The following is a 15693-nucleotide window of genomic DNA, read 5'->3' as shown; positions in this document are numbered from 1 at the left end:
GCTGTCACGCCGGCCCGTGCTCCGTCAGCGGGCGTCCGCCGTGAGCTGGGTGGTGGCCAGTTCGCGGTACAGACCGTCGGACTCCACCAGTTCCTCGTGCGTCCCCGCCGTCCGGACCCGGCCGTCCTCCAGAACCACGATGCGGTCCGCGTGCACGACGGTGGACAGGCGGTGGGCGATGACCAGGACCGTGGTCTCCTCGGCGAGTTCGAGGATGACATCGCGCAGCCGGTGCTCGTTGACGGCGTCCAGCTGCGAGGTCACCTCGTCCAGCAGGAGCAGGCGCGGCTTGCGCAACAGGGCACGGGCGATGGCGATCCGCTGGCGTTCGCCGCCGGACAGGGTGACGCCCCGGTGGCCGACCGCCGTGTCGAGTCCGTCGGGCAGCCGGCCGACCAGGGCGTCGAGCCGGGTGCGCCCGACCGCCGCGCGCAGCTCGTCCTCCGTGGCGCGGGGAGCGGCGAAGAGCAGGTTCTCCCTGAGGGTCCCGGCGAGAACCGGGGAGTCCTGTTCCACGTACGCGAGGGAGGAGCGCAGCTCTGCGAGCGGCCAGTCGCGAATGTCCCGGCCGCCGACGGTTATCGTGCCCGCGTCGTGGTCGTAGAAGCGTTCCAGCAGGCCGAACACGGTGGACTTGCCCGCGCCGGACGGCCCGACCAGCGCGACGAGCCCGCCGGAGGGCACATCGAAGGAGATGCCCTTGTGGGCCGGGGCGCGCTCGTCCCCGTACCCGAAGGCGACGTCCCGGAAGCTGACGCCGAGCGGGGCGGCGGGCGTGGCGGGCGTGGGCAGGACCCTGGTGGATGCCGCCCGTCCACCGGGTTCGCCGGGCCCTTCGGATGCGCCGGGGTCGCCGGGTTCGCCGGGCAAGGACTCGACCTCGTCGATCCGGCGTACGGCGGCGAGGCCGCTCTGCAGACCGGTCCAGCCTTCGACGAGACCGCCTATCGGACCCATCAGATAGAACAGGTACAGCAGGAAGGCGATGAGCGCCGAGACCTCCAGCGAGCCCGAGGCCACCCGGGCGCCCCCGACACCCAGTACGGCCAGGAAGGCCAGCTGGATGGACATCATCATCGTGACGTCGGAGACCGACGACCAACGGGCCACCGACACCCCCCGGTCATGCGCGAGGCGCGCCGCCTCGGCGACGAGGGCGATCTCGCGTTCCTCGGCGCCGCTCGCCTTGACCGTACGGAAGGCCTGGAGCACCCGGTCGAGAGCGGCGCCCATCGCGCCGACGGACTCCTGGGCCCGGAGCTGGGCGCGCTGGATCCGGGGCATGAGGAGGGCGGTCACGGCACCGATGACGAGGATGACGAGCAGGGTGACGCCGAGGAGCACCGCGTCCATGTAGGCCATGAACGCGAGCGTGCCCAGCAGCATCAGCACGCTGTTGACCGACTCGACCATGCCGCTCGACAGGACCGTACGCAGCAGGGTCGTATCGCTGGTGACCCGGGACTGGAGGTCGCCGGGTGTCAGCCGGTCCACGGCGGGGACCTTCAGCCGGAGTATGCGGCCGACGAGTTGGGTGCGGGCCCGCAGGACGACCCCCTCCCCGGTACGGGCCATGAGGTAGCGGCCGAACGCCGACAGACAGGCCCCGGCCACCACGACCGCGGTGAGCGCGATCAGCGGCGCGGCGGGTGAGTCGCCCTCGGCGAACGCGTCGACGGCGTACTTGGCCATGAGCGGCATGACGAGGCCCGCCCCGGAACCGGCGAGCGACAGCAGACCGGCCCACAGGAGCAACCGCCAGTGCGGCCGCACCCGGCCGAGGAGGAGACGCAGGGGGGTGGGCTGTCCGGATGCGCTGTCAGCGGCGCGATCCGCCGCGCCGCTCTCCCCGCCGCCGTCGCCCGTCGCGCCGCCCTCCCCGCCGCCCGCCGCGCTGCTGTCAGTCGCGCTCCTGTCAGTCGCGCCGACCGCCGCGCCGCCCTCCCCGCCGTCTTCCGCCGTACTGCTGACGCTCGCGCCGCCCGCCTCCGTCGCCGAACTCATCCGCTCTCCCCCTCGCTCGCCCACCGGAATCACCATCAGCGGACGGAAGTCGACCACGCCCGCCCACGCGGGCACGTCCCGCCGTCCCACCCGACGTCCCGCCGCTCCACCCTGCCGCCCTGTCGCCCGCCCGTACCCAGCCCGCGGCGGCAGCCGAGAACGCCCGAGGGCGGCACCCCCTTCGCAGGGGGTGCCGCCCTCGGTATGTCGGACAGGTCCGATCCTCCGGTCTCCCGGAAAGGATCAGAAGTCCATGTCACCGCCCGGCATGCCGCCCGGAGCGGCCGCGGAGGCCTTCTCCGGCTTGTCGGCGATGACGGCCTCGGTGGTGAGGAAGAGCGCGGCGATGGACGCGGCGTTCTGCAGGGCGGAACGCGTGACCTTCGCCGGGTCGAGAATGCCCTCGGCGATCATGTCGACGTACTCGCCGGTCGCGGCGTTGAGGCCGTGACCGATCGGCAGGTTGCGGACCTTCTCCACGACGACGCCGCCCTCAAGACCACCGTTGACGGCGATCTGCTTGAGCGGGGCCTCCAGCGCGAGCTTCACGGCGTTGGCGCCCGTGGCCTCGTCACCGGTCAGGTCGAGCTTCTCGAAGACAGCCGCGGCCTGGAGCAGCGCCACGCCACCACCGGCGACGATGCCCTCCTCGACGGCGGCCTTGGCGTTGCGCACCGCGTCCTCGATGCGGTGCTTGCGCTCCTTGAGCTCGACCTCGGTCGCGGCACCGGCCTTGATGACGGCCACGCCGCCGGCCAGCTTCGCGAGGCGCTCCTGGAGCTTCTCGCGGTCGTAGTCCGAGTCGGAGTTCTCGATCTCGGCACGGATCTGGTTGACGCGACCCTGAACCTGGTCGCTGTCACCGGCACCGTCGACGATCGTGGTCTCGTCCTTGGTGATGACGACCTTGCGGGCGCGGCCGAGCAGGTCCAGGCCGGCGTTCTCCAGCTTGAGACCGACCTCCTCGGAGATCACGGTGCCACCGGTGAGGATGGCGATGTCCGCGAGCATGGCCTTGCGGCGGTCGCCGAAGCCCGGAGCCTTGACGGCGACGGACTTGAACGTGCCCTTGATCTTGTTGACGACCAGGGTCGACAGGGCCTCGCCCTCGACGTCCTCGGCGATGATCAGCAGGGGCTTGCCCGACTGCATGACCTTCTCCAGCAGCGGGATCAGGTCCTTGACGCTGGCGATCTTCGAGTTGACGATCAGGATGTACGGGTCGTCGAGCGACGCCTCCATACGCTCCATGTCGGTGGCGAAGTACGCCGAGATGTAGCCCTTGTCGAAGCGCATACCCTCGGTGAGCTCAAGCTCCAGCCCGAAGGTCTGGGACTCCTCGACGGTGATGACGCCTTCCTTGCCGACCTTGTCCATCGCCTCGGCGATCTTGGCGCCGATCTCGGTGTCGGCGGCGGAGATGGAGGCGGTCGAAGCGATCTGCTCCTTGGTCTCCACGTCCTTGGCCTGCTCCAGCAGAGCGGCGGAGACGGCCTCGACGGCCTTCTCGATGCCCCGCTTGAGCGCCATCGGGTTGGCACCGGCGGCAACGTTGCGCAGGCCCTCGCGGACGAGCGCCTGGGCGAGAACGGTGGCGGTGGTCGTACCGTCGCCGGCGACGTCGTCCGTCTTCTTGGCGACCTCCTTGACCAGCTCCGCACCGATCTTCTCGTACGGGTCCTCGAGCTCGATCTCCTTGGCGATGGAAACACCATCGTTGGTGATCGTGGGCGCGCCCCACTTCTTCTCGAGGACGACGTTACGGCCCTTGGGGCCGAGGGTGACCTTGACGGCGTCGGCGAGCTGGTTCATCCCGCGCTCGAGACCGCGCCGTGCCTCCTCGTCGAACGCGATGATCTTGGCCATGTGAAGTGGTCCTCCCGGACAGGGGTGGATTTCTCCGGACCGAGTGGCGCCCGCGACGGACGGCCTGCCTGCCCGGTGGTTCCTTGCCCCACCGCGCCTGCGGGCCTCACCGGCCCGGTCCAAGTTTCTGTCACTCTCACCTGGAGAGTGCTAACGCCAATGATTAGCACTCGACCCCTGCGAGTGCAAGCAGGTGCCACGGTTTGTGGACACCCCGCAGGGCCGGAACGGGGGCGCACGCGCCCCCGGACCACGGCGCACAACCCGCCCCGCCCGGGACGCTCCAACCGGAACCTCCAACCGGAACGCTCCAACCGGAACGCGCCGACCGGACCCGCCGGGCGGGACGCGGACGCGCTGAGGGCCTGTACCCCAGGGGGTACAGGCCCTCAGTGCGTGAGTGGTGTCGTTGGCCGACCGCGCCGAGCTCAGCCGACGGCGAGCTTGACCATGTCCGCCTGCGGCCCCTTCTGGCCCTGCGAGATCTCGAATTCAACTCGCTGACCCTCTTCGAGGGTGCGGTACCCGTCCATCTGGATCGCGCTGTAGTGGACGAAAACATCCGCACCACCGTCGACCGCGATGAAGCCGTACCCCTTCTCCGCGTTGAACCACTTGACGGTGCCCTGAGCCATGCCTAACTCCCCTATTACTGGCCCTTGCACAGGACCGCACTTCGCGGGCCCGGGTCAGAACTCACCCTCCGACAGGAGAGGTTGTGTGCGCCGTAGCGCGTCGACCGCGGCCGAATGTATCTGTCCAACTGCCCTCTGCAACAGGTCAATCGGACGAGAATTCTGGGCATGGCTGAACACGCGAATACGAGGAATACATGGGATTCCCGGGCAAGTCGGGCCCGACAAAGGGCACTTATGACGCAAGGTGCTCAACCATATTGGCTGCTTCTTATCGCGGCCGGGCGCATTCTCATATGCGGGCGACGCGGGCAGCGGAGGGGGCTTCCCCAACTGTACCGTGCTCAACCATGCAGAATTGCCCCCTCCGCTTCTCTCGCGGAGGGGGCAACAGGGGTCACACTGCGAAGTCGTCAGCCTCCGGCGACGGCCGGGATGATCGAGATGCCGGCGCCGTCCGGGGTGGCCGCCTCCAGGCCGCCCTCGAAGCGCACGTCGTCGTCGTTGACGTACACGTTCACGAAGCGGCGCAGCTTGCCCTGGTCGTCCAGGACACGGGCGGCGATACCCGGGTGGTTCGCCTCCAGGGACTCGATGACCTCGGAGAGGATCGTGCCCTCCGCCGCGACCTCGGCCTGGCCGTCCGTGTAGGTGCGGAGGATGGTGGGGATACGGACCTTGACGCTCATGAGGGGTGCCTTTCTTCGGTCTCGGGTGGTCAGAGGGCGGCGGCGAGGCCGGCTTCGCGGAACGCGTCCAGGCTCGGCCGGATGGTCGCGGTCGCCTGCGAGGTCGCGGCCACCGCGTCCAGCGTCTTGAGGCCGTCACCGGTGTTCAGGACAACGGTGGTCAGCGTCGGGTCGAGCAGCCCGGCCTCGATCAGCTTCTTCGTCACGCCGACCGTCACCCCGCCCGCCGTCTCGGCGAAGATGCCCTCGGTACGGGCCAGCAGCTTGATCGCGTCGACGACCTGTTCGTCGTTGACGTCCTCGACGGCACCACCGGTACGGCGGGCGATGTCCAGGACGTACGGGCCGTCGGCCGGGTTGCCGATCGCCAGGGACTTGGCGATCGTGTTCGGCTTCTGGGGCCGCACCACGTCGTGGCCGGCCTTGAAGGCGGTGGAGACCGGGGAGCAGCCCTCGGCCTGGGCCCCGAAGATCTTGTACGGCCTGTCCTCGACCAGGCCGAGCCCGATCAGCTCCTGGAGGCCCTTGTCGATCTTGGTCAGCTGCGAGCCGGACGCGATCGGGATGACGATCTGGTCGGGCAGCCGCCAGCCGAGCTGCTCGCAGATCTCGTACGCCAGCGTCTTGGAACCCTCGCCGTAGTACGGCCGCAGGTTGACGTTGACGAAGCCCCAGCCCTCGCCGAGCGGGTCGCCGATGAGTTCCGAGCAGAAGCGGTTGACGTCGTCGTAGTTGCCCTCGATGCCGACCAGTTCACCGCCGTACACAGCGGCCATGACGACCTTGCCCTGTTCCAGGTCGTGCGGGATGAACACACAGGAACGGAAGCCGGCGCGGGCGGCGGCGGCGCCCACCGCACCGGCGAGGTTGCCGGTGGAGGAGCAGGACAGGGTGGTGAAGCCGAAGGCGCGGGCGGCCTCGACGGCGATGGCCACGACGCGGTCCTTGAAGGAGTGCGTCGGGTTGCCGGAGTCGTCCTTGACGTACAGACCGCCGGTGACACCCAGTTCACGGGCGAGGTTGTCGGCCTTGACCAGCTTGGTGAAGCCGGGGTTGATGTTGGGCTTGTCCGCGACATCGGCGGGTACCGGCAGCAGCGGGGCGTAGCGCCAGATGTTGTTCGGCCCGGCCTCGATGCGCTTCTTCAGCTCGTCGGGAGTACCGCTCGGCAGGTCGTACGCCACTTCGAGCGGCCCGAAACAGGACGCGCAGGCGAAGAGGGGGCCGAGAGCGAAACGCTCGCCGCACTCGCGGCAGGAAAGCGCCGAGGCGGGACCGAGATCCACGGAGGGAACAGAAGAATCGGTGGATGCGGCAACAGTCTGAACAGCCATGATGGCGGAGGTCCCTTTCTCCTCATCTTCCTTGCGGCGCATTTCGCCACAAGACGGAATTGGCACCTTCCCCACCAAGACCTCGACGGTCGGCGGGAGGGTTGCCGGGACTTCAACGGGCCGTTCCCTCAGTCCCTCTGGATGAGCGCTGTGGCACTGGAATCTTCGATCCAGGCGTTTATTGGCGGACGGACCCCGACATGCGACGGTCATCCGCGTTGTTCAAGACTGTAACCGAAGCACCGGACCGTCGAGATAGTCGTCCGAACCGCGAGATGGATCACACACAGGGAGTATCGACCGTGCTGGAAGAGGTGGAACGCTGGCTGACCAGGCGTTCCTGGTCGGCAGCCGACCGCCCGCTGGACCGGCTCATCGCCGCCCGCGCGGGGGATCCGCGCCGGGCGAGCGTGAGCGTCGTCCTGCCCGCGCTGAACGAGGAGGCGACGGTCGGGGCGATCGTGTCGACGATCCGGCGCGAGCTGATGGAGAAGGTCCGGCTCGTCGATGAGCTGGTGGTGATCGACTCCGGCTCCACGGACGCCACCGCCGAGGCCGCCCGTCACGCCGGCGCCCGGGTCGTCCACCGGGACGCGATCCTCCCCCGGATACCGGCCCTGCCCGGCAAGGGCGAGGTCCTGTGGCGCTCACTCCTCGTGACGAGCGGCGAGATCGTCTGCTTCGTCGACGCCGATCTCAAGGACTTCTCCGCGGACTTCGTCTCCGGCATCGTCGGGCCCCTGCTCACCGACCCGTCCGTACAGTTCGTCAAGGCCATGTACGACCGCCCCCTGGGTGACACCGCAGGTCAGGGGGGACGGGTCACGGAACTGGTGGCGCGCCCGCTGCTCAATCTGCACTGGCCGCAGCTGGCCGGATTCGTCCAGCCGCTGGGCGGCGAGTACGCGGTGCGGCGCTCCCTGCTGGAGCGGCTGCCCTTCCCCGTCGGTTACGGGGTGGAGCTGGGGCTGCTCGTGGACGCGCTGCACACCGTGGGCCTGGACGCCCTGGCGCAGGTCGACGTCGGCGTCCGCAAGCACCGCCACCAGGACGGTCAGGCACTGGGCCGGATGGCGGCGGCGATCTACCGCACCGCGCAGCTGCGGCTCTCCCGGGGGCATCTGGTGCGGCCCGCGCTCACCCAGTTCGAACGGGGCGAGAACGGCTTCGTCCCGCACACCCATGCGGTGGACACGGAGGAGCGACCGCCGATGCGGGAGATCGCGGAGTACGCCTCACGCCGCGCGGCGTGACGCGCGGAAGCGGGCGGGAGCGGGCACAGTGGCGACGCACCACCGGGCACAGTGGCGCCCGGGAGCGGGCGCGGCGGCGCGCCCGAGTGGGCACAGTGGCGCCCGGCCCGACGATTCGCGTTTGACGGCTTCACGGAAGGGCTAGGTTCCGCTACATGGTCTCCGAGCACGCTGCCCAGGTTCTCGTCGCGTCCAACCGCGGCCCGGTGTCGTACTCGCTGAGCGAGGACGGCTCGCTCTCGTCGAAGCGGGGCGGGGGCGGTCTCGTCTCCGGTCTGAGCGCCGTCGACGACAAGCTGTGGGTGTGCGCGGCCCTGGGCGACGGCGACCGCGAGGCGGTCCGGCGCGGGGTCTCCGAGCCGGGCGTACGCATGCTCGACATCGACGCCGACGTGCACGCCGACGCGTACAACGGCATCGCGAACTCCGTGCTCTGGTTCGTCCACCACATGCTCTACCAGACCCCCGTCGAGCCGGTCTTCGACGCGGAGTTCCGGCGCCGGTGGGCCTCGTACGAGGCGTACAACCGGGCCTTCGCCGAGGCGCTCGCCGGGGAGGCGGGGCGGGGCGCCGCCGTCCTGGTGCAGGACTACCACCTCGCTCTGGTCCCCGGCCTGCTCCGGGAGCTCCGCCCCGATCTGCGCATCGGCCACTTCTCGCACACCCCGTGGGCCCCCGTCGACTACTTCCGCCTGCTGCCCGACGACATCGGTGAGCAGCTGCTGCGCGGCATCCTGGGCGCCGACCGGGCGGCGTTCCTGACCCGGCGCTGGGCGGACGCCTTCGTCGGCTGCTGTACGGAGATCCTGGGCGGCACGGACCGCACCCGCATCGGGGTGCACGGACTCGGCGCGGACGCGGACTTCCTGCGGCGGCGGGCGCACGAGGCGGACGTGGACGAGCGGCTGGCCGCGCTGCGGGAGCAGGTGGGCAGCGACGGCGACCGCAGGACGATCGTCCGGGTGGACCGTACGGAGCTCTCCAAGAACATCGTCCGCGGCCTGCACGCCTACCGCGCCCTGCTCGACGAGCGTCCCGAGTGGCGCGAGCGGGTCGTGCACGTCGCCTTCGCCTACCCCTCCCGGCAGGACCTCGCGGTGTACCGGGAGTACACGGCGGCGGTGCAGAGCCTGGCCGACGAGATCAACGCCGCCCACGGCACCCCCGGCTGGACCCCCGTCGTCCTCCACGTCAAGGACGACTTCGCGCGCTCGCTGGCCGCCTACCGGCTGGCGGACGTGGCCCTGGTCAACCCGATCCGTGACGGCATGAACCTGGTCGCCAAGGAGGTCCCCGTCGTCTCCGACCACGGCTGCGCGCTGGTGCTGTCCCGGGAGGCGGGGGCGTACGAGGAGCTGGGCGCCGACGCGATCGTGGTGAACCCGTACGACGTGACCGCGACGGCCGACGCCCTGCACGAGGCGCTGTCGATGGAGAGCGGGGAGCGGGCCGGACGCACCGAGCGGCTGGCCGCCGCGGCGACCGCGCTGCCGCCGCAGCGGTGGTTCCTGGACCAGCTGGAGGCGCTGCGCGGCTGAGCCGCGCACGGCCCTCGGCCGCGGAGCGGGCGGGACGCGGGGCGACGGCGCGGACGGGGAGCGGGCAGGAGGCGGCCGGCCCCCGCTACAGGCGCTCCGCCAGGGCCGCCAGATAGCCGACGACGGCCTCCGGTCCCGCCAGCAACAGGTCCGCCCGTCCGGCCAGTTCGGGCACCTCGGCGCTGCCGCTGCACACCAGCAGACCGGGGATGCCGTCCGCGCCCTCGGTGCGGAGCTTCTCCACGGCCGCGTACGCCGCGAGGTCGCCGAGGTCGTCACCGGCGTACAGGACGGACTCGGCTTCCATCTCCCGTACGTACTCCGCCAGCGCGACCCCCTTGTCCATGCCGGGCGGGCGCAACTCCAGCACCAGGCGCCCCGGTTCGACGATCAGGCCGTGCCGGTCCGCCAGCTGCCCGAGGGGTCCGCGCAACGACTCGAAGGCCGCCTGCGGGTCGGCGGCGCGGCGGGTGTGGACGGCGAGCGCCTGCCCTTTCTCCTCCACCCAGGCGCCGCTCCAGGAGTTGAACTCCTGGAGCACTCCGGGGAGTTCGGCGCGCACGGCGGCGACACCGGGGTGCGGGGCGGGGGCGTGGACGGTGCCGGTGACGGCGTCCCAGCGCTCGGCGCCGTAGTGGCCGAGGACGACGAGGTGGTCGAGGCCCGGCACTCCCGCGAAGCCGCCGTGGCGGACCGCGACGCCGGCGGGGCGCCCGGTGATCACGGCGACCGAGGCGACCTTGGGGGCGAGTGCGGCGAGCGCGGGGACGGCGCCGGGGTGGGCGCGGGCCTGTTCGGGGTCCGGGACGATGTCGGCGAGCGTGCCGTCGAAGTCGAGAGCGACGACCGCACGGTCGGGCCGGGCGAGGATCGCGGCGAGGCCTTCACGGCCGGCCGGGGTGCTCGGGGCCGGCAGGAGTTCGGGTTGTCTGCCCATACGCCGACCCTATAGCGCCGGGTGTTCCGAAGGGCCTCGAAAGCCCGTCCCCGAGCGGGCGAGGCGCTTCCGGCAGCGGCGGGCCCGGAGGCGGGACAGCGCCTCAGCGCCGGCCCCGCCTCGCGTCCCGTATCCGGCGCAGCCGGTTCACCGTCACCGGATCCTCCTCCAGCGCACGGCGGTCCTCGATCAGGGCGTTGAGCAGCTGGTAGTAGCGCACCGGCGACATCCCCAGCTCCTCGCGGATCGCCCGTTCCTTCGCCCCGGGACCGGCCCAGGAGCGGCGCTCCAGGGCGAGCAGCGCACGGTCCCGGCCGGACAGCGCGTCGCCGGACGGCACGTCGTCGACCGGCGCGTCACCGACCGGCGCGTCGTCGTCGGGGCCTTTCTCGGGGACGGTCATATCAACCAACCTAATCCCCACCCCGGACACCGCCACCGGATCCGCCGCCCGCCCGCCGCTCCGCACTCCTGGGTGCCCGCTACTCCGCGCTCTCGGCCCGCGTCGCCGCGCTGGAGATCGCGCCGAGCACGCTGCGGGGGCTGCCGCCGGGGGCGACCGCGTCGCCGATGCTCTTCTTGACGCCCTCGCTGACCTGGGCCCAGGACGTCTTGGCGAACGGGTAGAACTGCGAGTTCGGCAGCGCCGCCAGGAAGTCCCGCAGTGGCTTGTGCTCGGCGTCGCCCTCCATCACGGCGGACGCGCTGCCGGTCACCGGCAGCATGTCGTACTCGTCGGCGAAGGCCAGCACGTTCTTGTCGGAGTACGCGTAGTCGAAGAACTTGCCGATCTGGCGGCGGTGGCCGTTCTGCTTGAAGCCCATCATCCAGTCGGCGACGCCCATCGTTCCCCGGGTGGGTCCGTCGATGCCGGGCAGCGGCACCATGCCGACGTCGATGCCCTTCGCCTCGGCCTTCCGCATCAGCGTGGGGTGCCCGTTGAGCATGCCGACATCGCCCTCGGTGAAGGCCTCGAACGCCTTCGCCCGGTCGAGCTCGCGGGGCTCGACGGGGCCGGTGAGCCCCTTGCCGACCAGGTTGTCCTTCAGCCACTGGAGGGTGGCGATGTTCTTCTCGGAGTCGATGTTGTACGCGCCGACGTCGTCCGTGTAGCCGCCGCCCCCGCTGAGCAGCCACATCATGGTCTCGGCCTGGGACTCCTCCTGGCCGAGCGGCAGCGCGAACGGGTAGCTGACACCGCGCTGCTCGAGCGCCGAGGCGTTGCGCCGTATGTCGTCCCAGGTCTTCGGGGCACCGAGACCGGCCTGGCCGAAGAGCTTCTTGTTGTAGAAGAGCAGCCGGGTACTGGCGACGAAGGGCAGCCCGTACTGCCTGCCCCGGACCTTGCCCGCGTCGCTCAGCACCGGGAGGAAGTTGGCCTGGGTACGAATGGCGAGCATCTGGTCGGCGGTGTAGATCTTGCCGGACTTGGCGTAGTCGGCGTACGCCCCTATCTGGGCGATGTCCGGGGCCCTGTCCGCCTTCACCATCTCGGCGACCTTGCGGTCGACGTCCGTCCAGGGGTACACGCTGACGTCGACCTTGATGCCGGGGTTGGCCTTCTCGAAACCCTCGGCGAGGCCGTTCCAGTACTTCTCGGAGGAGTTGGCCGCGCTGGTGCCGTAGTCGGCGGCCACCAGTTCGAGGGTGACGTCCCCCGAGCCGGAATCACCCCCGCACCCCGACAACGCTGCCGTCATTCCGAATGCGGCCACCACCGCGGTCAGACCCATGAAGCGCCGCTGCACAGTCCCGCCCTTCCCCATCGATTGCACGCGCTCGATCGCGTCGGTCACGGACATCGGCGCCCCCTCGCACCCATGTCACATCGCACCGGCGTCCCGTTTGCTTTCGCGCCTCACCACGGCCGCGAATCCGGCACCCGCACGGACGCCATCCGGAAGAACAGCGATTTTCCACCATCTGGGCTCAGGAGGTCTACACCACCGGCGTATCGCTTCGGCAACGCACACAAGGGGGACAACCCGGGCCGCCCTCACCAGTGATTTTGTATGGATGCGCAACAAAACACTCTAGTGGACTAGACCTATCGGGGGTCGGCGGGCGAAACTGTCTCCCGTGAGACATGTCATCGCCCTCGATGTGGGCGGCACAGGAATGAAGGCCGCGCTGGTCGGGACCGACGGCACGTTGCTGCACCAGGCCCGCCGGGCCACCGGGCGCACGCGCGGTCCCGAGGCCGTCGTCGAATCCATCCTCGCGTTCGCCGCGGAACTGCGCGCGTACGGCGAGGAGCACTTCGGCGAGAGCGCCGTCGCCGCCGGGGTCGCCGTGCCCGGCATCATCGACACCGAGAACGGGGTCCTGCTCTACGCCTCGAACCTGGGCTGGAGCAACGTGCCCCTGCGCGCTCTGCTCGGTGAGCGGCTGGGCGTACCCGTCGCGCTCGGCCACGACGTCCGGGCCGGCGGTCTGGCCGAGGGACGCATCGGTGCCGGGCGGGGCACGGACCGCTTCCTCTTCGTGCCGCTGGGCACCGGGATCGCCGGGGCCATCGGGATCGCGGGCTCCATCGAGTCCGGTGCCCACGGTTACGCGGGCGAGATCGGCCACCTCGTGGTCCGGCCCGACGGGCCGCACTGCAGCTGCGGCCAGCGCGGCTGTCTGGAGACCCTGGCGTCCGCGTCCGCGGTGACCCGGGCCTGGGCCGACGCGTCCGGCGATCCGGAGGCGGACGCCGCGGACTGCGCGAAGGCGGTCGAAGCGGGCGACCCCCGGGCGGAAAAGGTCTGGCTGGACGCGGTCGACGCGCTCGCCGCAGGACTGGTCACCGCGCTCACCCTGCTGGACCCCAGCATGCTCATCATCGGTGGCGGTCTGGCCGAAGCAGGGGAAACCTTGTTCACACCACTGCGTGCGGCCGTCGAGGAACGTGTCACGTTCCAGAAACTGCCCCACATCGTCCCGGCGGCCCTCGGGGACACCGCCGGATGCCTGGGCGCAGGGCTGCTCGCCTGGGATCTACTCGCCACGGAGGTATCCGCCTGATGGCCGGACGCGCAGACAGCACAGTTCTCGCAGGGGCCCGGGTGGTACTGCCCACCGGGACCGTCGAGAACGGCCGGGTGATCGTCGAAGGCACCCGGATCTCCGGCAGCTCGCCGGAGGGCGCCCGGACCGTCGACCTCACGGGCCACTGGGTGGTCCCCGGATTCGTCGACATGCACAACCACGGCGGCGGCGGCGCCTCCTTCACCTCCGGCACCGTGGACGAGGTGCTCACGGGCATCCGTACGCACCGCGAGCACGGCACCACCACCCTGGTCGCCTCCACCGTCACCGGCGAGATGGACTTCCTCGCCCAGCGGGCCGGGATCCTCTCCGAGCTGGTCGAGCAGGGCGACCTGGCCGGCGTCCACTTCGAGGGCCCGTTCATCTCCCCCTGCCGCAAGGGCGCGCACAGCGAGGAGCTGCTGCGCCACCCGGACCCGGCCGAGGTCCGCAAGCTGATGGACGCGGCACGCGGTACGGCGAAGATGTTCACTCTCGCCACCGAACTGCCCGGCGGCATCGAGTCCGTACGCCTGCTCGCCGAGCACGGGGTGATCGCCGCGATCGGGCACACCGACGCGACGTACGAGCAGACCGTGGAGGCCATCGACGCGGGCGCCACCGTCGCCACGCACCTCTACAACGCGATGCCCGCCCTCGGCCACCGCTCCCCCGGCCCGATCGCCGCCCTCCTGGAGGACGAGCGGATCACCGTCGAGCTGATCAACGACGGTACGCATCTGCACCCGGCGGCCCTGGAGCTGGCGTACCACCACGCGGGCGCCGGACGCGTCGCGCTGATCACCGACGCGATGGACGCGGCCGGATTCGGCGACGGCCAGTACCAGCTGGGCCCGCTCGCGGTCGAGGTCAAGGACGGCGTCGCCCGGCTCGTCGAGGGCGGCTCGATCGCCGGCTCCACGCTCACCCTGGACACCGCGTTCCGGCGGGCCGTCACGATCGACCGGATCCCGGTGGACGACGTCGTACGGTCCATCTCCGCGAACCCGGCCCGGCTGCTCGGTGTGTACGACAGGGTCGGCTCGCTGGACCCGGGCAAGGACGCGGACCTGGTGGTCCTGGACGGGGACTTCGCGCTGAAGGGCGTCATGCGCAAGGGCGAATGGATCATCGAGCCGAAGAACGGGTGAAACCACCCGGCCGGGCCGAGGGGCCGAGCACGTAACGAAGAGACGGCGGTTGGCCCCGAGGACTGGGCCGACCGCCGCCTCTTTGGCATGATCGTCAGGGCTTGGCTTCACGGGAAGTAAGCGCGTTCTATCAAGGCACCAAAGGGCCGAGGCACCAAGGATCGGGGGGCGGCGCAGATGATCCTGACCGTCACGCTGAACACCGCGCTCGATGTGACGTACGCCGTTCCGGCGCTCGTCCCGCACACCAGCCACCGGGTGAGCGAGATATCGGAGCGCCCCGGCGGCAAGGGGCTGAACGTGGCCCGGGTGCTCGCCGCGCTCGGCCACGAGACGGTGGTCACCGGCTTCGCGGGCGGCCGCACGGGCGCGGTGCTGCGCGAACTCCTCGCGGGTACGGCCCCGGGGACGCCGGCCACCGGCTCCGCGGTCCCCGCCCCGCGGGACGCGCTGGTCACGGTCGCCGGGAACACCCGGCGCACGCTGGCCGTCGTCGACCGCTCGACCGGCGACACCACGCAGCTCAACGAGCCGGGACCGCAGATCGGCGCCGGTGAATGGGCCGCCTTCGTCGGAACGTACCGGGAGCTGCTCACCGGAGCGGACGCGGTCGCCCTCTGCGGAAGCCTGCCGCCCGGGGTCCACGTCGGCGCGTACGCGGAACTGATCCGCCTCGGCCACACCGCCGGGGTCCCCGTGCTGCTGGACACCAGCGGCGAACCGCTGCGCCGCGGCATCGCGGCCCGCCCCGACCTGGTCAAGCCGAACGCCGACGAGCTGGCCCAGCTCACCGGCGCCCGCGAACCGCTGCGCGCCGCCCGTGACGCCCGTCGCCGCGGCGCCCACAGCGTCATCGCGTCACTGGGGGCGGACGGCATGCTCGCCGTCACCCCCGACGGCATCTGGCGGGCCTCCCCGCCGGCCGCCGTACAGGGCAACCCGACCGGCGCGGGCGACTCGGCGGTGGCCGGACTGCTGTCCGGCGTCGCGGAGGGTCTCGGCTGGCCGGACCGGCTGACCAGGGCGGTGGCACTGTCGACGGCGACCGTGCTGGCCCCGGCGGCCGGAGAGTTCGACGGCCCGGCCTACGCCGAGCTGCTGCCGCGCGTCGGCATCGAACGCCTCGCACCCGCGTCCTGAAGCACGCGTCCACCACCGCACCCGCGTGCCTGGAACCACGCGGAACCGGACACGGACGCGGAACCGGACGGACGCGGGCCCGGACGACGCCGCGGACGCTACGCGGGAGTCCAGCACCACTCAGCACAACAGCA

13 protein-coding genes and 1 riboswitch are annotated in these 15693 nt (G+C 71.0%); of the genes, 5 read left to right on the top strand and 8 right to left on the bottom strand.

The window, feature by feature from the left end; genetic code table 11:
- Positions 1–24: 24 nt before the first annotated feature.
- The 5 genes from ACIGJO_RS07895 to thrC form a co-directional block, all read right to left on the bottom strand.
- A complete protein-coding gene (locus ACIGJO_RS07895) occupies positions 25–2004 on the bottom strand; it encodes an ABC transporter ATP-binding protein (protein WP_399953684.1) in 1980 nt (659 codons plus the stop codon).
- Positions 2005–2247: 243 nt separating this feature from the next.
- Positions 2248–3870 (bottom strand): chaperonin GroEL, encoded by a 1623-nt coding sequence (groL, locus tag ACIGJO_RS07890; protein WP_399953681.1) that lies wholly within the window; start codon positions 3868–3870, stop codon positions 2248–2250.
- A 428-nt stretch (positions 3871–4298) separates the two neighbouring features.
- A complete protein-coding gene (locus ACIGJO_RS07885; protein WP_003967346.1) occupies positions 4299–4505 on the bottom strand; it encodes a cold-shock protein in 207 nt (68 codons plus the stop codon).
- Between the two features lie 413 nt (positions 4506–4918).
- Positions 4919–5194 (bottom strand): MoaD/ThiS family protein, encoded by a 276-nt coding sequence (locus tag ACIGJO_RS07880; protein WP_266932110.1) that lies wholly within the window; start codon positions 5192–5194, stop codon positions 4919–4921.
- A gap of 29 nt (positions 5195–5223) precedes the next feature.
- Positions 5224–6528 carry a threonine synthase gene (gene thrC / locus ACIGJO_RS07875; protein ID WP_399953676.1) on the bottom strand — a complete coding sequence of 435 codons (1305 nt, stop codon included), beginning with the start codon at positions 6526–6528 and terminating at the stop codon, positions 5224–5226.
- A 19-nt stretch (positions 6529–6547) separates the two neighbouring features.
- Positions 6548–6676: riboswitch (SAM riboswitch) on the bottom strand.
- Positions 6677–6830: 154 nt separating this feature from the next.
- Here thrC and ACIGJO_RS07870 point away from each other — a divergent pair.
- Complete coding sequence (locus ACIGJO_RS07870; RefSeq protein ID WP_399954522.1) at positions 6831–7781, top strand: glucosyl-3-phosphoglycerate synthase; 951 nt, start codon at positions 6831–6833, stop codon at positions 7779–7781.
- Between the two features lie 155 nt (positions 7782–7936).
- Complete coding sequence (locus ACIGJO_RS07865) at positions 7937–9319, top strand: trehalose-6-phosphate synthase (RefSeq protein ID WP_399953673.1); 1383 nt, start codon at positions 7937–7939, stop codon at positions 9317–9319.
- An 85-nt stretch (positions 9320–9404) separates the two neighbouring features.
- On the opposite strand, the gene otsB is transcribed toward ACIGJO_RS07865, so the two are convergent.
- From otsB to ACIGJO_RS07850, 3 genes are all read right to left on the bottom strand, one after another.
- Positions 9405–10256 (bottom strand): trehalose-phosphatase, encoded by an 852-nt coding sequence (gene otsB, locus ACIGJO_RS07860; protein ID WP_399953670.1) that lies wholly within the window; start codon positions 10254–10256, stop codon positions 9405–9407.
- A 103-nt stretch (positions 10257–10359) separates the two neighbouring features.
- On the bottom strand, positions 10360–10659 hold the full coding sequence (locus tag ACIGJO_RS07855) for a DUF3263 domain-containing protein (protein WP_399953667.1): 300 nt from the start codon (positions 10657–10659) through the stop codon (positions 10360–10362).
- Positions 10660–10738: 79 nt separating this feature from the next.
- On the bottom strand, positions 10739–11989 hold the full coding sequence (locus ACIGJO_RS07850) for an extracellular solute-binding protein (RefSeq protein ID WP_399954520.1): 1251 nt from the start codon (positions 11987–11989) through the stop codon (positions 10739–10741).
- A 385-nt stretch (positions 11990–12374) separates the two neighbouring features.
- Between ACIGJO_RS07850 and ACIGJO_RS07845 the strand changes: the two genes are divergently transcribed.
- The 3 genes from ACIGJO_RS07845 to ACIGJO_RS07835 all read left to right on the top strand — a co-directional run bounded on the left by ACIGJO_RS07845 (position 12375) and on the right by ACIGJO_RS07835 (position 15559).
- On the top strand, positions 12375–13265 hold the full coding sequence (locus ACIGJO_RS07845) for an ROK family protein (RefSeq protein WP_399954517.1): 891 nt from the start codon (positions 12375–12377) through the stop codon (positions 13263–13265).
- The gene (gene nagA, locus ACIGJO_RS07840) at positions 13265–14419 is read left to right on the top strand and encodes an N-acetylglucosamine-6-phosphate deacetylase (protein ID WP_399953665.1); all 1155 of its coding nucleotides are present in this window, start codon (positions 13265–13267) and stop codon (positions 14417–14419) included. The genes ACIGJO_RS07845 and nagA overlap by 1 nt, the downstream gene beginning before the upstream one ends.
- A 177-nt stretch (positions 14420–14596) precedes the next feature.
- Positions 14597–15559, top strand: coding sequence for a 1-phosphofructokinase family hexose kinase (locus ACIGJO_RS07835; protein ID WP_399953661.1), 963 nt, complete (start codon positions 14597–14599; stop codon positions 15557–15559).
- The last annotated feature ends 134 nt before the right edge of the window (positions 15560–15693 follow it).

The sequence above is a fragment of the Streptomyces sp. NPDC079020 genome, from assembly GCF_044542225.1.
Taxonomy (GTDB): Bacteria; Actinomycetota; Actinomycetes; order Streptomycetales; family Streptomycetaceae; genus Streptomyces.
The sequence above is the reverse complement of the archived record's forward strand: the minus strand, read 5'-3'. Positions and strand labels throughout refer to the sequence as shown.